The sequence below is a fragment of the Lentzea aerocolonigenes genome, from assembly GCF_000974445.1.
GTDB lineage: Bacteria > Actinomycetota > Actinomycetes > Mycobacteriales > Pseudonocardiaceae > Lentzea > Lentzea aerocolonigenes.
In genome coordinates this window covers 183707-200464 of the sequence record NZ_BBOJ01000008.1, presented here as the reverse complement: position 1 = coordinate 200464, position 16758 = coordinate 183707, and the positions used below count along the sequence as shown (strand labels likewise).

General features: G+C 68.9%; 15 protein-coding genes. 10 read left to right on the top strand and 5 right to left on the bottom strand.

Annotation, left to right across the window (positions count from 1 at the left end):
* Positions 1-390: 390 nt before the first annotated feature.
* Positions 391-1032 carry an HNH endonuclease family protein gene (locus tag AOM45_RS17450; protein ID WP_035910453.1) on the bottom strand — a complete coding sequence of 214 codons (642 nt, stop codon included), beginning with the start codon at positions 1030-1032 and terminating at the stop codon, positions 391-393.
* Between the two features lie 64 nt (positions 1033-1096).
* On the bottom strand, positions 1097-2044 hold the full coding sequence (locus AOM45_RS17445) for a methionyl-tRNA formyltransferase (protein WP_030468237.1): 948 nt from the start codon (positions 2042-2044) through the stop codon (positions 1097-1099).
* A 93-nt stretch (positions 2045-2137) separates the two neighbouring features.
* Here AOM45_RS17445 and AOM45_RS17440 point away from each other — a divergent pair, with 93 nt between their 5' ends.
* Positions 2138-3388 carry a lysine N(6)-hydroxylase/L-ornithine N(5)-oxygenase family protein gene (locus tag AOM45_RS17440; protein WP_030468238.1) on the top strand — a complete coding sequence of 417 codons (1251 nt, stop codon included), beginning with the start codon at positions 2138-2140 and terminating at the stop codon, positions 3386-3388.
* A 10-nt stretch (positions 3389-3398) separates the two neighbouring features.
* Positions 3399-4934 carry an amidohydrolase gene (locus AOM45_RS17435; protein WP_030468239.1) on the top strand — a complete coding sequence of 512 codons (1536 nt, stop codon included), beginning with the start codon at positions 3399-3401 and terminating at the stop codon, positions 4932-4934.
* Positions 4935-4961: 27 nt separating this feature from the next.
* On the opposite strand, the gene AOM45_RS17430 is transcribed toward AOM45_RS17435, so the two are convergent.
* Together AOM45_RS17430 and AOM45_RS17425 are read right to left on the bottom strand one after the other, a co-directional pair.
* Positions 4962-5312: an SRPBCC domain-containing protein gene (locus tag AOM45_RS17430; protein ID WP_030468240.1), complete on the bottom strand. Its 351-nt coding sequence runs from the start codon at positions 5310-5312 to the stop codon at positions 4962-4964.
* A 36-nt stretch (positions 5313-5348) separates the two neighbouring features.
* On the bottom strand, positions 5349-6158 hold the full coding sequence (locus tag AOM45_RS17425; RefSeq protein WP_030468241.1) for a hypothetical protein: 810 nt from the start codon (positions 6156-6158) through the stop codon (positions 5349-5351).
* A 152-nt stretch (positions 6159-6310) separates the two neighbouring features.
* Here AOM45_RS17425 and AOM45_RS17420 point away from each other — a divergent pair, with 152 nt between their 5' ends.
* Both AOM45_RS17420 and AOM45_RS17415 read left to right on the top strand, forming a co-directional pair.
* Complete coding sequence (locus AOM45_RS17420; RefSeq protein ID WP_030468242.1) at positions 6311-7783, top strand: CYTH and CHAD domain-containing protein; 1473 nt, start codon at positions 6311-6313, stop codon at positions 7781-7783.
* A gap of 559 nt (positions 7784-8342) precedes the next feature.
* Entirely contained in the window at positions 8343-9905 is a 1563-nt protein-coding gene (locus AOM45_RS17415; protein ID WP_236703722.1) for a beta-N-acetylhexosaminidase, read from the top strand.
* Between the two features lie 4 nt (positions 9906-9909).
* Here AOM45_RS17415 and AOM45_RS17410 read toward each other — a convergent pair whose 3' ends face one another.
* On the bottom strand, positions 9910-11247 hold the full coding sequence (locus AOM45_RS17410; protein WP_030468244.1) for an aldehyde dehydrogenase family protein: 1338 nt from the start codon (positions 11245-11247) through the stop codon (positions 9910-9912).
* Positions 11248-11338: 91 nt separating this feature from the next.
* Between AOM45_RS17410 and AOM45_RS17405 the strand changes: the two genes are divergently transcribed.
* The 6 genes from AOM45_RS17405 to AOM45_RS17380 all read left to right on the top strand — a co-directional run bounded on the left by AOM45_RS17405 (position 11339) and on the right by AOM45_RS17380 (position 16755).
* The gene (locus tag AOM45_RS17405; protein ID WP_500789577.1) at positions 11339-12802 is read left to right on the top strand and encodes a GAF domain-containing protein; all 1464 of its coding nucleotides are present in this window, start codon (positions 11339-11341) and stop codon (positions 12800-12802) included.
* A 260-nt stretch (positions 12803-13062) separates the two neighbouring features.
* Positions 13063-14337 carry an FAD-dependent oxidoreductase gene (locus tag AOM45_RS17400; protein WP_051783577.1) on the top strand — a complete coding sequence of 425 codons (1275 nt, stop codon included), beginning with the start codon at positions 13063-13065 and terminating at the stop codon, positions 14335-14337.
* The gene (locus AOM45_RS17395) at positions 14315-14857 is read left to right on the top strand and encodes a ribonuclease FAU-1 family protein (protein WP_030468247.1); all 543 of its coding nucleotides are present in this window, start codon (positions 14315-14317) and stop codon (positions 14855-14857) included. The genes AOM45_RS17400 and AOM45_RS17395 overlap by 23 nt, the downstream gene beginning before the upstream one ends.
* A complete protein-coding gene (locus AOM45_RS17390) occupies positions 14854-15441 on the top strand; it encodes a nucleoside/nucleotide kinase family protein (protein ID WP_030468248.1) in 588 nt (195 codons plus the stop codon). Before AOM45_RS17395 ends, AOM45_RS17390 begins: the two co-directional genes overlap by 4 nt.
* Positions 15442-15487: 46 nt before the next feature.
* Positions 15488-16045, top strand: coding sequence for an RNA polymerase sigma factor (locus AOM45_RS17385; RefSeq protein WP_035910455.1), 558 nt, complete (start codon positions 15488-15490; stop codon positions 16043-16045).
* A complete protein-coding gene (locus AOM45_RS17380; RefSeq protein WP_030468250.1) occupies positions 16042-16755 on the top strand; it encodes a hypothetical protein in 714 nt (237 codons plus the stop codon). Before AOM45_RS17385 ends, AOM45_RS17380 begins: the two co-directional genes overlap by 4 nt.
* The last annotated feature ends 3 nt before the right edge of the window (positions 16756-16758 follow it).

The following is a 16758-nucleotide window of genomic DNA, read 5'->3' as shown; positions in this document are numbered from 1 at the left end:
CGCCTGGGTCGGGCCACGTCGTCACCGAGCAGGCGTGGTCACCGAGGAGGCGACGGCGCGAAGGTTGCCACGGCTGAAGGTTGCCTCAGCTGGAGGTGTTCGGGTCGCCGGCCGTGCAGGCGACCTCGTGGCGGCGCTGAGGCGGAGGCTGACCAGTGGGGCGTGGGCGACGCGGCCTACCTGGGGCGGGCTGCGTCGTCGTCACCGAGGAGGCAGCGGCGCGGAGGCGACAGCGCGGAGGTTGCCTCGGCTGGGCGTGTTCGGGTTGCCGGCGGTGCACACGACGTCGCGTGCTGCGGCAGGGCCGACCCGTGGAGCAGGGCCGAACACGGCGTCGACCCGGTTCTGGCGCGGCAGAAGGCGGGCCCGACCGGCGTCCGGGCGAACCGATCAGCAGGCCTTGAGCATCACGGCCAGCGCGTCGTGCTCCGCCTGGTCCGCGGTCAGCTTGTAGGTGACCTTCACCGAGATCCAGTGCTGCGCGTACGTGCACCAGTACGCCTCGACCGGCGGCTTCCACTTCGCCGGGTCCTGGTCGCCCTTGCCGCGGTTGGACTTCGCGGTCACCGCGATCAGCTGGATGCCGCCGAGGTCGTTGGCGAACGCCTTGCGCTCGTCGTCGGTCCACTTGTCCGCGCCGGAACGCCACGCTTCGGCCAGGGGCACGGTGTGGTCGATGTCGACCTCGGCCGCGTCCTTGATCACCACGTTGTCGTAGGGGCTGTTCCAGGTGCCGGAGACGGCCTTGCAGTCCTTGTCCGTCTTCACGTCGGTGCCCTGGCGCTGCAGCACGATCTCCCTGGTGTCGCAGGAGTTCCCCTGCGAGGCCCAGTGCGGGAACCGGTCGCGGCTGTAGCCGGCCATCTTGCCCTCCGGCGCGATCTTCAGCGCGCCGAGGTCCTTGGAGCCCGACGGCGCGGCGCCGGTCGGGACGGGCGAATTCTCCTGGGACGACTGGAGCTTCGTCAGGTACCAGCCCACTGCCACGAGCAGTACGAAGACCACCAGTGACGTCACCGCCGCGCGATTCATGCGGCAATGATCGACCATGCGGATCACGAGCCGATCAAGCGGCCCGTGATCCGCGTGTCACAGTTCAGGGACGGGAGGTCAGGTAGCCGCCCATGTTCTTGAAGTACTCGTGGGCCTTGAGCTCGGTGCCGTCGGCGACGCGAACCTTCTTGACCAGCAACGCCTTGCTGCGGCCGCGCCGGGCCTCGGCGCCCGCGACGACCGCCACGCCGTCGCCTTCGCGGTAGAAGATCCGGCCGGGAGTGCCGCCGTACACGGCCTCCGAGACCTCCGCCTCGATGATCTCCAGGCGCTGGCCGCGGTGGAAGCAGAACGCGCTCGGGTACGGCGCGCACTGGGCCCGCACCAGGCGGTCCAGTTCCTCGGCCGTCCACGAGAAGTCGATTCGCAGGTCCTCCTCGGCGCGCTTGTGGAAGAACGAGGCCTGCGACCGGTCCTGCTTCACGAAGTCCGTCCGGCCGGACGCGATCTCGGCGAGGCCGTCGACGGTGATCGGGCCGAAGAGCTCCAGCGTCTTCGCGAACAGGTCCGCCGTCGTGTCGCGTGGGCCGACCGGGACCGAGCGTTGCAGCACGATGTCGCCGGCGTCGAGCGTGTCGTCCATCATGTGCGCCGTCACGCCGACTTCCTTCTCGTCGTTGAGCAGCGCCCAGATCAACGGCGAGAAGCCCGCGTACTTCGGCAGGAGCGAGTCGTGCACGTTCAACGTGCCGTGCTTGGGCAGCGCGAAGACCTGCGGCGGGATCCAGGTCCGCCAGTTGCAGGCGACGATCACGTCCGGGTCGGCCGCGCGCAGCTTCTCGAGCAGTTCCTGGTCCTCCGGACGTTCGCGGACGACGACCTCGACGCCGTTCTCGCGCGCCAGGTCCTCGACCGAATCGCTCCAGATCTTCTCGTACGCACCCTCACCCCCGGGGTGGGTCACCACCAGGACGACCTCGTGCTCGGACGCCAAAAGTGCCTGCAGGGTGCGATGACCCCAGGTCTGGAACCCGAACATGACGACCCGCATGGGGGTGCCTCCCTCTACTCCGGTGCGATACGGTCAGGCTAACCTAACTGACGGCTTGCCAAGCAAGCTTAGGCTTCCCTAAGTTAAGTGCTCATGCATCCGATCTACGACATCGTCGGCATCGGGTTCGGTCCCTCGAACCTGGCGCTCGCCATCGCTCTCACCGAGCACAACGAGCAGGCCGAAACCCCTGTCACCGCGGTGTTCCTGGAACGTCAGCAGACGTTCGGCTGGCATCGGGGCATGCTGCTCGACGACGCCACCATGCAGGTGTCGTTCCTCAAGGACCTGGTCACGATGAGGAACCCGGCTAGCGGTTTCTCGTTCCTCTGCTACCTCAAAGACCGCGACCGGCTCATCGACTTCGTCAACCACAAGAACCTGTTCCCGCTGCGGGTCGAGTTCCACGACTACTTCGAGTGGGCGGCGGCGCAGGTGGACGACCTGGTCGCGTACAGCACCGAAGCCGTTGGCGTGGAAGCGATCCAGGACGACCTGTTCGAGGTGACCACGGCCACCGGTGACGTGTACCACGCACGCAACCTGGTCTTCGCCACCGGACTGTGCCCGGCCGTGCCCGAGGGCATCGCGCTGTCGGACCGCGTCTGGCACAACAGCCAGTTCCTGCACCGCATCGGCGAGCTCGACGACCCGAAGCGCTGCGTCGTCGTCGGCGCCGGCCAGAGCGCCGCCGAGGCCGTGGCGCACCTGCACCGCGAGTTCCCCGGCGCCGAGGTGTGCTCGGTGTTCTCCCGCTACGGCTACTCCCCCGCGGACGACAGCTCGTTCGCGAACCGGATCTTCGACCCCGAGGCCGTCGACCACTACTACGACGCCCCGGACGCCGTGAAGCAGCGGTTGATGGACTACCACCGCAACACCAACTACTCGGTCGTCGACGTCGATCTGATCGCGCAGCTCTACCGCACCGCGTACCAGGAGAAGGTCCTCGGCACCGAGCGCCTGAAGATGATGAACATGACGAGGCTCGTCGCGGTCGAGGAGTCCGCGGACGGCGCCCGCGCGGTGATCCAGTCGCTCGTCACCGGTGAGCAGGAGTTCGTCGACGCCGACCTCGTGCTGCTCGCGACCGGCTACGACGAGGCCGCGCCCGCACTGGGTTCACTCGACGTGACGTGCGCACGCGACGATGCGGGCCGTCTGGTCGTGGGCCGCGACTACCGCGTGCAGTCGACGTTGCGCGGTGGCATCTACCTGCAGGGCGGCACCGAGCACTCGCACGGCATCACGTCGTCGCTGCTGTCCAACGTCGCGGTGCGTTCGGGTGAGATCCTGGCTTCCGTGCTGACCAACACTCCCGTGCCGGTCCTCGCGACGGCATGAGACTCATCGGGTGAAGCTGGACCTGAAACTGACGGGCTGCCGGGCCCTCACGATGGACCCGGCACGTCCCGCCGCGCACACGATCGGCATCTGGCAGGGCCGCATCGCCGGGCTGGACGAGCAGGTCGAGGACCTGCCGGCCACCGAGACCGTCGACCTCGGCACCGCCGTGGTGCTGCCCGGTTTCATCGACGCCCACACGCACCTCGCGTGGAACGGCCGCCGCACCGTCGACCTGTCCGGGCTGTCGACCGTCGCCCAGATCCTCGACCGTCTCGCCGGCGCGCCCGGCGAGGGCTGGATCGAGGCGTCCGGTTACGACCGCCGGATCATGGACTCCCCGCTCACCGCCGCCGACCTCGACCAGGTCAGCGGCGGCAGGCCGGTCTACGTCGCCGACATCTCCGGGCACGCGTGCGTCGTGAACTCACCGGTGCTCGACCGGCTTCCCGGCATCAGCAGCGACGGCTGGCTGACTGAGAACGAGCAGTTGGCCGCCCGCTCGTTGCGGCTGCCGTACTCGCTCGACGAGATCGCCGCCGAACTGCACACCAGCGCGCGGCAGGTCCTGTCCGAGGGCGTCACGATGTGCGCGGAGGCGGGCATCGGCGCGGGCCTGATCGCCGGCAGCCCGCTGGAAGCAGCCGCGTACCAACGCGCCCAGCTGCCGATCCGCGTGCAGCTCATGGTCTCCGCGCACGTCCTGCACGAGGTCGCAGCCGACCCCGCGGACGGCGTTCCCCGCGCGATCGACCTGGGCCTGCACACCGGGTTCGGCGACGACATGCTGTCGCTGGGCGCCATGAAGCTGTGGACCGACGGCGGCATGATCGCGCGCACGGCCGCGTTGACCGAGCCCTACGCCGGCACCGCGAACACCGGTCAGCTCGCCGAGTCCGAGGAGTTCATGCGGGCGGCGATCGTCGACGGGCACCACGCCGGGTGGCAGCTCGCGATCCACGCGATCGGCGACCGCGCGATCGACTTCACGCTGGACGCGGTGGCGGAAGCCCAGCGGCAACGACCGCGCGCCGATGCCCGGCACCGCATCGAGCACTGCGGCCTGGTGCGCCCCGACCAGCTCGACCGGATCGCCGCGCTCGGCCTGATCCCTGTCGTCCAGCCGACGTTCCTCTGGTCGTACGGCGACGACTACAGCGAGATCATGGGCGAGGAACGAGCGCCCTGGATGTACCGCGGACGGTCGTTCCTCGACCGCGGGATCATCGTCGCGGGCAGCTCGGACCGGCCGGTCGCGGACGGAGCCCCGTTGCGCGCCATCGAGTTCATGGTGCGGCGCCGCTCGTCCGGCGGCCGCGCGGTCGGGCCGGACGAGGCGATCACCGTGGAGGAGGCGATCCGCGCGTACACGCTCGGCAGCGCCCACGCCTGCCGCAAGGAGCACGTGCTGGGCAGCCTCACGCCGGGCAAGCTCGCGGACCTCGTGGTGCTCGGCGACGATCCCCGCACGAGTGAGTCGATCGCGGAGATCCCGGTACTCGCGACGGTGGTGGGCGGCAGCTTCAGCTTTCAGCGATCCTCTTGATGGCGGTCAGCACGTCGTCGACCTGACTCACTTCTCCAGGTGCTCCCGCAGCTCGTCCAGTTCGCGTCCCCAGCCACCGACGTTGCCGGCCGCGTACCGCTCCTGCTCCTCCGGCGGCAGGTCGAGCTGCGTGAACCCGCTCTCCACGACCTGCAACAACGTGCCGCCGTCCGCGGGCGTGAGCGTGAACTCGACCAGCGTCGCGTTGCCGGGCACCGGGTCGGGCCCCAGCGGACCCGGCCGGCGCCACGAGAGGAACGACTCGGGCTCGACCTTCTCGGTGACCCCACGTCCGGTGCCGTGCACGGCCGAGGTCAGCGCGTCCCAGACGCGCCGCCGCGACGCGTTGATCAGCACATCGCGTTCGATCCGGTCCACTCGACACCTCCCGCAACCGCGCGGTTGCCGCGGAGGTTACTGCAGGTGGAACGTGGCGGCGAGCGTCGTGAGCCGGTCGGTGATGTCGGCGTGGACGTTCGTGCGGCGAACCCAGTTCTGGCACCCGGACGAAGCCGACGGCGGCGTCCCCAGCGGCGACACGGCGTCCGTGACCCCGTACTCCAGCCGGTACGCGAGCACCGCGATCGCCGACTCCAGCCAGAACGACGGGTCCGGCGTCGGGATCTCCCCCAGCCCCACGCGGAACCACACGGGCATCCGCGAGTACTGCCCGAGCGCCTCGGAAATGCGCCGCGCGGCCGCGTCCTTGATCTCACCGCGAGCCTTGTCCCCGGCGAGCACGGCCTCGGTCCGCCACTCCTCGGCAGCCGCGTCCTCGTCGGCCTCGAGCCGCTCCGCCGCCCGCTTGGCACTGGCCTCGTTGGCGTTGATCAGCCACTCCATCTGGCGAACCTCGTGCGACAACGCGTCCCGCTCGAACCGCGGCACGCGCCCACCGTCCAACTTGGACCGGGCCTCGTCCCGCCGAGCCTTGAGCCCGTCGAACTCCAGCACTTCCTGCTTCAGCTCGACCCGAGCCGGATCGGCCAGGATCTCCTGCTCGGCGTCCCACGCCTTCCGCAACGCCAAGACCAGCGGCGCGATCTCCCCCTCCACCGCGTCGAGGTCGGCCAGCGGCCCGTCCCCCGCACCGGACAGCCGCCGCTCCAACACGGTCAACCGAGCCGAAACACGTTCGAGCTCGGCCGCGAGCTGACCGACGTGACTGATCAACGTGGCGACCTGCGGCTCGACGACGTCAAGCCGTTCCTTCTCCGTGGGCACCCACCCAGCGAACCGGACACCACACCCCTACGAAAGGCGCCGACCACTGAATACACGCATTCGAGTTCACGTTCCGCCCAGCCGTGGCCACCACTCCTCACGCACGGTCACCACAGTGGGTGAACTGCGACAAAACGAGGTATTACTAGTAAATGGCGACCTCTGTTACTGAGACCGAACGCAAGTACGAGGCACCATCGGACGCGAGCCTGCCAGACCTCACGGAGATCACCGGCGTGGCAACGGGCCCGGAGGAGTTCGACCTGGCAGCCACGTACTTCGACACCACGGACTACCGCCTGGCCCGAGCAGGCGTGACGCTGCGCCGCCGAGTGGGCGGCGACGACGAAGGCTGGCACCTCAAACTCCCCGCAGGCGAAGACTCCCGCCAGGAAATCCGAGTCCCCTTGGGCCGAGGCACCAAGAACCCGCCGAAGGACCTCTCCTCCCTGGTCCGAGCCCACACCCGCGGCCAAGGTCTGGCCCCCGTCGCCGAAATCCACACCAACCGCCGCCGCTGGCAACTCACCAACGGCACCGGCGAACTGCTGGCCGAGGTCGTGGACGACGTGGTCACCGCCCAGACCATGGGCTCCTCCACCACCACAACGTCGTGGCGCGAGATCGAGGTGGAACTGGGCGAAAGCGGCGACCGCGCCCTCCTGGACACCGTCGAACGCCACCTGGGCGACGCGGGCATCCGCCCCTCGTCCTCGAAGTCCAAGCTCTCCCAGGTGATCGGCGTGAAACGAGACGCCATCCCCACCCTCACCAAAAAATCCACAGCGGGCGACGTGGTCCTCGCCTACCTCCACGAACAACGCGCCGCCCTCCAGAACCAGGACCCCCGAGTCCGCCGCAACGAGCCGGACGCCATCCACCAGATGCGAGTGGCCACCCGCCGAATGCGCTCGGCCCTGCAAGCCTTCAGCAAGGTCGTCCCCCGCGAAGCCACCCGAGAACTGACCGACGAACTCAAGTGGCTGGCCACCGTCCTGGGCGCGTCCCGAGACCTGGAAGTACTCCGCGCCCGCTTCGAAGACGGCCTCCACGCCCTCCCCCCAGAGGTGGTCCTGGGCGACGTGGCCGCCCGCCTCACCCGACACTTCGCCCCACTGGAAGCCAAGGCGCACAAGGACTCCATCGCCGCCCTGGACAGCAAGCGCTACTTCACCCTCCTGAACGCCATCGACGCGCTGCTCTCCGCCCCACCTCTGACCAAGCAAGCCGCAGGCAAGGCCAAAGACGTCCTCCCCGCCTTGGTGGAAAAGGCCCGCCACCGCCTGGACGAGCGCGTACAAGCAGCCCTCTCCACCCAAGACAGCGACGAGCCCCTCCACGAGGCCCGCAAGGCCGCCAAACGCCTGCGCTACAGTGCAGAGGTGGCCGAGCCCGCCCTGGGCAAGCACGCGAAGGCCCTGCGCAAGCGTGCAAAGGACGTCCAAACCCTCCTGGGCGAGCACCAGGACTCGGTCGTAGCCCGCCCCGTTCTGCTGGAACTGGGCAGGGGCGACGAGAACGGCTTCACCTTCGGCCTGTTGTACGGCAAGGAAGTGGAGCGAGCCCACAAGACGGAAGCAGACCTCCCGGCCCTGTGGCGCAAGCTGAGCAAGGAACACCTCTAGCAAGGCAACGCGACGCCGCAGGCAAGCCCAAGCCCGAGGCCGAAGGCGAGGCGACGCGATGGCGCAGCCGAGCAGTCCTTGCTTGAAACGCGAGGTTCCGGCGGTGTGGTCCCGTCACGAGTCGTGCCACAGCTCTTGTCGCGCCCGAGGGGAGAGGTCAAGTCGCACGCTTTTCGCGACTTGACCTCTCCCCTCGGGTGTGACCAGCTCCTGGCACGGCTCGCGACGGGACCACACCGCCCGAACCGCACCACCCACCCAACAGCAAGCCGCCCAACCCAACAGGCGTGCCATCAACCCGCCCACGGCGCTGGACCGGTCCTTGATCAGATTGGCGGGGTCTGGGGCGGCGCCCCAGAAATCTCGAAACAGGAACGGAACCCGCCCAACCCCAACCACCCATCGGACACGAAGCCGGCAGACGCCAACGCACCAGGGGGACGACCTACGCAACCCAGGCGCACACCCCAATTGGTCTGAACCTTGACACCCCCACCACCACCTGAAACCGTGACTCCAACGCCGCCACCCCAGGTCCCCCCGTGCCCGGAGGATTGGCGTGAGAAGAAAACAACTGCAGGCCGCCCTGGCAGCCCTGGCGATCACCGCATCAGGAGCCCTGATGACCGGAACAGCAGAGGCAGCGACCCCGCTCCAGGAACTGGTCCCCCAGCCCGTACAGGTCCAACCCCGCACGGACATCACCTTCACCCTGACCGCCTCCGCCAAGATCCAGTTGACCACCCCGGACGCCCGCAAACCAGCAGAACGCCTGGCAGAAATCCTCCGCCCCTCGACAGGCTTCCAACTCCCGATCACCGACGGCATAACCGGAGACGGAATCGTCCTGACATCAGGCGCAGACCCGAAAACCGGCCAAGAGGGCTACCAGCTGGACGTGACCCCGAACCAGGTGATCATCCGAGCCAACACCACAGCCGGCCACTTCAACGGCACAGCAACGCTGCGCCAGCTCCTGCCGCCCAAATCAGAGGCCAGGACCAAGCAGCCAGGCCCGTGGCAGGTCCCGGGCGCCAGCATCCTCGACCACCCGAGGTACCAGCACCGAGGCGCCATGCTCGACGTGAGCAGGCACTTCTTCACGCCGGACCAGGTGAAGCGCTACATCGACCAGACAGCAGCGTTCAAAATCAACTACTTCCACCTCCACCTGAGCGACGACCAGGGCTGGCGGCTGGAGATCAAGAGCTGGCCGGACCTGACCAGGATCGGCGGCAGCACCGAGGTCGGCGGCAGGACGGGCAAGCTCTACTACACCCAGGAGCAGTACAAGGACCTCGTCACCTACGCCCAGAACCGCGGCATCACGGTGATCCCGGAGTTCGACATGCCCGGCCACACCAACGCCGCGCAGGCGAGCTACGCCGAACTGAACTGCGACGGCAAAAAGCGCCCGCTCTACACCGGCACGGACGTCGGCTTCTCCAGCCTGTGCATCAGCAAGGAGATCACCTACAAGTTCATCGAGGACGTCGTCCGCGAGGTCTCCGCGATCACGCCCGGCCCGTACTTCCACATCGGCGGCGACGAGGCGCTGAGCACGCCCGACGCGGACTACGTGACGTTCATGAACCGGGTCCTGCCGATCGTGAAGAAGTACGGCAAGACCACGGCGGGCTGGCACGAGTTCATCAAGACCACCACGGACACCGCGCTCGTCCCGCAGTTCTGGGGTACGACGAGGTCCGACGCGAACGTCGCCGCGGCGGCCCAGCGCGGCAACAAGGTCCTGATGTCGCCGGCGAACCGCGTCTACCTCGACATGAAGTACAACAAGAACACCAAGCTCGGCCTGGACTGGGCAGGACTCGTCGAGGTCAGGGACGCCTACAGCTGGAACCCCGGCGCGTACCTCAACGGTGTCACCGAAACCAGCATCCGCGACGTTGAAGCTCCACTGTGGACGGAGACCATCAGGACCTCCGCCGACATCGAGTACATGGCGTTCCCGCGCCTGCCGGTGGCCGCCGAGCTCGGCTGGTCGAGCGCAGCCACCCACAACTGGGACCGCTTCGCGCCGCGGCTGGGCGCGCAGGGGCCGCGCTGGAAGCTCCAGGGCATCAACTACTACGCGTCCACGCAGGTGCCGTGGAAGAAGTAGGCCCTCAGAAGTAGCCCTGCGCGCGGTCGGAGTAGCTGACCAGCAGGTGCTTCGGACGGCGGTACTCGGCGAGCGCGGCGGTGTTCGCCGGGTACGCGTGGTAGTTGTTGACCCACACCCGCTCGGCGCGCAGTTCCTGGCCGACGTTGTGCGCCAGCGTCACGTCGCGGCACCAGACGCCGGCGCCGAGCTGGGCCGTGGACTCGTTGGCGATCTTCAGCGCGTCGTCGCGGTCGTCGAACCTGGTCACCGACACGACCGGGCCGAGCACGTCGGCGGCGAACACCGCGGAACGGTGGTCGCCCTCGAAGATCGTGGGCTGGACGTAGTGACCGTCCGCCTCGCCACCGGTCACCAGGCGCGCGCCCTCGGCCCTGCCGCGCTCGACGTAGGCCATGACCCGGTCGCGCTGGGCGAGACTGACGACAGCGCCGACCATCGTGTCGGTGTCGAGCGGGTCGCCCAGCCGGAGCTGCCGCGTGCGCTCGGTCGCGAGGGTGAGCAGTTCCTCGTAGATCGAGGTCTGGATGAGCGCGCGCGACGGGGCGGTGGAGATCTCGCCCTGGTTGGCCGCGAACATCGCGAAGCCTTCCAGCGCCTTGTCCAAGAAGTTGTCGCGGTGCGCGGGCACGTCCGCGAAGAAGATGTTCGGGCACCGGGCGGACACGACCGGGTGGTCATCCGATCCAGTGACAACGTTCACCACACCGGGCGGCAGCAGATCCGCGATCACGCCTAGCAGGACGTGAATCGACGCCGGCGTCTGCAGCGCGGGCTCCAGCACCACGGCGTTGCCCGCGGCCAGCGCCGGGGCGAGGACGCGGCCCGCGTTCAACAGCGGGAACGTCCAGGACAGCCGTTCGTGCACGACACCGAGCGGCTGGTACGAGCGGTAGTCGCAGGTGTCGCGGCCGACCTGCTCGACCTGACCCACCTCGGTGCGGATGGCCGCGGCGAACTGGCGGAACTGCTCGATCAGCAACGGCACGTCGGCGACCAGGGCCTCGCGCACCGGCTTGCCGTTGTCCCACGTCTCGGCGACGGCGAGCTCGGTCGCGTGCTCCTCGACCCGGTCCGCGATCTCGCACAGGACCGTTGCGCGCTCTCGTGCCGTGGTGCTCCCCCACGCCCGTGCGGCGCCACTGGCCGCGTGCAGGGCACGTGCGCGGTCAGCGTCGGTACCGCGTGCGACCTCCGTGAACACCTCGCCGGTCACCGGCGTGACGTTCCCGGCGTACTCACCGGACACGGGGGCCACGTAGTCGCCGCCGATGAAGTGGTCGTACCTCTGCCGGTACGCGACCACGCTGCCGGGCCGACCCGGTGCCGCGTACTGCGTCATTCTCGCTCCTGCTGAACAAAGGCCCGCTGAAGGACATCGCTGGGGAAAATGAGAAAGTAAGCAGCAGAACGTTGCATGCTCGTTGCAAGCCGTGGATGGATCAGTGACCCACGACCCCGGGCAACACGCGCTGTTGCTGAGTCGCGTCAGAGAAGCCGTGTTGAGTGGTACTCGCACGGCTGATTCGCCACGCTCGGTGATTTCCGCGTCGTGGCAACGGTCACTCGCCGCCAACGTCGATCCCGACCTGCACACCGCGCCGACCGTGTTCGCCGCCGACGAGCTCCCCGACCTGCGCGAACGGCACCCGCTGCACTCGAGCCTGCCGGTGCTGCGCGAGACCCTGCTGGGCTTCGCGGAAGAGGCCAGGCACATCATGATCGTCGCCGACGCGCAGGGCCACATCCTGTGGTGCGAAGGCTCCAAGGACACCCGCGGCAGTGCGGAGGACGTCGGCCTGGCCGAGGGAACGTGCTGGTCGGAGGACGCCGCCGGCACGAACGGCATGGGCACCGCGCTCGCGACGAACGCGCCGGTGACGGTCCACTCCGCCGAGCACCTCGTGCGGACCTACCACCGCTGGACGTGCGCGGCGAGCCCGATCCGCGATCCCGACACCGGCACGACGATCGGCGTCGTCGACCTCAGCGGCCCGATCGAGACGGTCCACCCGTCGATGGTGGCGCTGGTGTCCGCCTCGGCCAGGCTCGCCGAGTCCGCGATGCTCGCCAGGATGCACGCGCAGGACGATGAGCTGCGGGCGCGCAACATGCGGCACCTCATCGCGCTGCGCGGCGAACCCGGCGCCCTGCTCAGCCAGACCGGCCGGGTCGTCGCGGTCGAGCCGTACGGGCTGCTGCCGTCGCGCGTCGACGTCTCCACCGACCGGGTGCGCCTGCCCGACGGCCGCGAGGCGCTGCTGGAGCCGCTCGCCCAGGGCTACCTGCTGCGCGTGCCGAGGCAACGCCACGTGCGGCGCAGCGTGCTGTCGCTGTCGTTCCTGCTGCCCGAGCCCAAGGTCGTGCTGGACGGGCGCGAAGTTCCGATCTCCTCACGGCACGCCGAGATCCTGTGCGCGCTGACGTTGCACGGCAGGCTGTCGGCAGACCAGCTCGCCCTGCGGCTCTACGGCGAACGCGGCAACCCCACGACCGTGCGCGCCGAGCTGCACCGCCTGCGCGCCCAACTCGGCGCCGACGTGCTCGCGACCAGGCCTTACCGGCTCACCGCGGACGTCGAGGCGGACTTCCTCGCCGTCCGTGCCGCGCTCAAGGACGGCGACGTCCCGCTGGCCGCCTCCCGCTACCGCGGCTCCCTGCTGCGCCGCTCCGAGGCACCGTTCGTGCTGGCCGAGCGGGACGACCTCGCGACCGGCGTGCGCAAGGCCGTGCTTTCGCGCGGGGACGCGAACGCGCTGTGGACGTTCACGCAGACCGACTCCGGCGAGCACGACGTCGAGGCGCTGGAACAGCTGGTCAGGCTGCTGCCGGCGGACGACGTGCGGCGTTCGATCGGGTCGGCGCGGTTGAAGCGGCTCGGCAGCGACGACTTCTGAGATCGCGCCGCCTTGTGGCCCAGTCGGTCACCGCGAGCGGAGGACCGCCCCTCAGGAGAGGCGCTGCGGGGCCACTGCTGAACACCTCGAACACGCGACCCACCGCCAGGAGTGCGTGTCTCGCACTCCTTCGCCCAGGCGCGGGATCCATTCGTGCAGCTCTCCGACGTGGCGAGCCAGCTGCCCCACTAGAAGTGTTTGACAAGAGTCTCACGAACTGAATATCTTTCTTGCTAAGAGACTTAGTAGGGGAGGCTGTCATGCGGGTGCTCATCATCGGAGCGGGGACAGGTGGCCTGTGCCTGGCGCACGGGCTGAAGAAGGCCGGCGTGGAGGTGGCGCTGTTCGAACGCGACCGCACGCCGCGCAGCATGTTGATCGGGTTCCGGGTCGGGATCAGCCCGGACGGCAGCAAGGCGTTGCAGAGCTGCTTGCCGCCGGACGTGTTCGCCGAGTTCGTCCGCACCACCGCGCGACCGGCGGTGCGGATCAACATGCGGACCGAGAAGTACGGGGAGCTGCTGGTCGGCGAGATCCCTCAGGCCAAGGACCCCGCCCACCGGGAGAACTCGGTCAGCCGGATCGCGATGCGGACGGCGCTGCTGAACGGCCTGGACGACGTCGTCCGGTTCGACAAGACGTTCACGCACTTCAGCCGCAACGACGACGGCTCGGTCACGGCGTTCTTCGACGACGGCACGTCCGAGACCGGTGACGTGCTGGTCGGCGCGGACGGGGCGCAGTCCAAGGTGCGCAGGCAGTACCTGCCGCACGCGAAGATCGTGGACACCGGCATCACGTCGATCGCGGCCAAGCTGCCGCTCACGCCGGAGAACGCGAACCTCCTGCCGCCGCAGGCCGACGGCGGCGTGACGTTGCTGTACGGGCCGAAGGGCGCGTTCGTGATCATCCACGTCATGCGCTTCGACGGGAGGAGCGCCGAGGACGACTACATCATGTGGGGCTACGCGGCCTCGCACGACAAGTTCGGGGACCTCAAGGGCCTGAGCCAGGAGCAGCTCAAGCAGGTCGTGCTGGACATGACGCCGAAGTTCCACCCGAACCTGCGCAAGCTCTTCGCGCTGGCCGACCCCGCGACCGTGTTCCCGATCAAGGTCCGCACGTCCGAACCGCTGGAACCGTGGGAGGCGAGCAACGTCACGATGATCGGCGACTCGATCCACCTCATGACGCCCGGCCGCGGCATCGGCGCGAACACGGCGTTGCGGGACGCGGAACTGCTCTGCCGCAAGCTCACGGAGGCCCACCACGGCAAGGACGTCGTCCAGGCGATCTCCGAGTACGAGCGGGAGATGATCCAGTACGGGTTCGAGGCGGTGCTGGCCTCGCGCGCGCAGATGGACGGCAACGGCGCGATCCACAAGCCCGTCATCGGACGGATCGTGCTCGCGTTCCTGCGGACGTTCCTGCGCGTGACCAACGCCGTGCCCGCGCTCAAGCGGAGGATGATGGCCCAGGACGCGGCGCGGCGTGATCACGTAAGTTCAGCCCATGAGGTGGTTCACGCCGGGTGAGGTCGTGGTGCGGCGTGAGGTGCTGCACGGCAAGGTCTGGTCGGAGATGCCGACGAGGGTGATCGTCGACGAGCCGGGGCTGCTCGCGGTGTTCGTGGAACCGGGTACCCGGCTCACCTACCCCGACCACCACCACCCGCACCCGTGGGACAAGCCCGACCGCGGCTTCTGGCGAGGCCACGGCAAGCTCATGCTGCACCGGCCGGGCGACGCCTACTCCGTCGACCTGTTCTGGAAGGGCGACGACCGGGTCTTCGGCAACTACTACCTGAACCTCCAGGCGCCCTACCGGCGCGTCGAGGACGGGTTCGAGACCCTCGACCACGCGCTGGACTACACCCTGGCTCCCGACGGCACCTGGGAGCAGCGCGACCTCGACGAGTTCGAGGAGCAGGTCGCCTCGGGCAAGTACTCCGCAGAGGAGGCCGAGTCGATCCGGGCGGAGGGCATCAAGATCGAGAAGATGCTCGCCTCCGGTGACATCTGGTGGGACACGGCCTGGGCGGACTGGCAGCCGTGAAGGTCCGGCCTCTCACGTTCGACACGCTCGTGACGGAGATCGTCGACCGCATCGGCGAGATGGACGGCCGGGTGCGGGTGCTGATCGACGCGGCACCCGCCGCCGAGCCGGGGAGGCTCGCGGACGCCGTCGTGGAACCGTTGCGCTCCTTGGGCCGCACGGTCCAGCGAGTGTCCATTCAGGACTTCCTGCGCCCGGCGTCGGTGCGGCTGGAACACGGCCGCACCGACCCGTACTCCTACCGGCACGACTGGTTCGACTACAAGGGCCTACAGCGCGAGGTCCTCGACCCCGCGCCGGACGGCAAGGTGCTGCCGTCGCTGTGGAACGCGGCCACCGACCGGGCGAGCCGCGCGGAGTACGTCGACCTGCCGGAGAACGGTGTCGTGCTCGTCGACGGCACCCTGATGCTCGACCGTTGGCTGCCCGCCGAGCTCACGGTGCACCTGTGGCTCTCCCCCAGCGCGCTCAGGCGCAAGACCGCCGAGGAGTGGACGCTGCCCGCGTTCGACGACTACGACCCGGTGGCCGACCTCTTCGTGCGCTACGACCACCCGGAACGGCCCGGCCTGGTCGAGGCGTGAACCGGCCCTCCCCCTGCGGACATGAACGGAGCAGAGAGGAGGGTCCGTGACCGACGAAGAACTCTGGGGGCAGGTCCGGGCCGGCGGGAGCGAGGCGTTCGGGCAGCTGTTCGAACGCCACGCCCGAGCCGTGTTCGCCTACTGCCTGCGCCGCACCGGCACGTGGGCGGTCGCCGAGGACCTGGTGTCCGTGGTGTTCATGGAAACGTGGCGCAAACGCACGTCAGTCGTGGTTGAGGGATCCCAACCGTGGTCACTGCTGCCGTGGTTGTACACGGTCGCGCTCGGAGCCACCCGCAACCACCAGCGCTCCCGCACGCGGTACCGGGCAGCGCTCGGCAGGGTTCCGCGGCACGACACCGACGACGACCACGCCGACGACGTGGCGTGGCGGGTGGACGCGGAGACCAGGACCAGAGCGGTGATCGCCGAGCTCGAGAAGCTGCCCGCCGGGGACCGCGAGGTGCTGGAGATGTCCGCGTGGTCGGACCTGAGCCAGGCGCAGATCGCCCAGGTGCTCGGCATCCCGGTCGGCACGGTGAAGTCCCGACTCGCTCGTGCGCAACGCACCGTGCGTGGCGCATTCGTGGAGGAGGCACTGTGATCACCCCTGACATCCCGCAGCTCGACCCGTTGCGCGTGCAGGTCCGCAAACACGCGCTGCTCAACGAGATCAGCACGAAACCGTCCCGCCGCTGGTGGCGCCTCGCCGTGCCCGCGACCGCGCTCGTGGCCGCCGTCGCCGTGACGCTGGTGCTCTGGACGCCGACCAACCCGAACGCCTCGGCGTCGTGGACGGCCGAGCCCAGGGCGCCCGGCGCGGACACCGAGGCCGCGCTCGCGGAGTGCCGGGAGATGATCGAGGCGAGCGACCGGCGAGAGAAACCGCCGAACTTCCCCGAGGCTCCCACCGAAGTGTCAGTCGTCGACCAGCGCGGGATCATGACGCTGGCGCTGTTCACCGGCCCGCAGAGCGAGTTGCTGTGCCGCCACGTCCAGGGCGGCCACGCCAGTCTCACGGGCAGCGGACGAGCGGAAGGCCTCGAAGAACTCGGGTCGAGGCTGGTCCTCTCGTACGGAGCGAGCCTTCATTCGGACCGTGACGGCAGCAACCCCATGCGTTTCTTCAGCGCAAGGGTGAGCCCGAAAGTCGGCAAGGCCCTCATCGAGACCAGGGACGGCCTGAAGGTGACGGCGACCATCGGCAGGGACTGGCTGCTCGCGTGGTGGCCCAGCAAGGAGGACGCGACGCTCGTCACGTTGTACGACCACCAGGGCAACGTTCTCGGCACCGAGCCGCTCCCTACCCGGTAGTCT

Coding starts and splice junctions, on each gene's coding strand:
- AOM45_RS17445 (WP_030468237.1), bottom strand. CDS start 2,044: ATGCGGGTCGTCATGTTCGGGTTCCAGACCTGGGGTCATCGCACCCTG.
- AOM45_RS17395 (WP_030468247.1), top strand. CDS start 14,315: ATGAGGTGGTTCACGCCGGGTGAGGTCGTGGTGCGGCGTGAGGTGCTG.
- AOM45_RS17420 (WP_030468242.1), top strand. CDS start 6,311: ATGGCGACCTCTGTTACTGAGACCGAACGCAAGTACGAGGCACCATCG.
- AOM45_RS17410 (WP_030468244.1), bottom strand. CDS start 11,247: ATGACGCAGTACGCGGCACCGGGTCGGCCCGGCAGCGTGGTCGCGTAC.
- AOM45_RS17450 (WP_035910453.1), bottom strand. CDS start 1,032: ATGAATCGCGCGGCGGTGACGTCACTGGTGGTCTTCGTACTGCTCGTG.
- AOM45_RS17400 (WP_051783577.1), top strand. CDS start 13,063: ATGCGGGTGCTCATCATCGGAGCGGGGACAGGTGGCCTGTGCCTGGCG.
- AOM45_RS17440 (WP_030468238.1), top strand. CDS start 2,138: ATGCATCCGATCTACGACATCGTCGGCATCGGGTTCGGTCCCTCGAAC.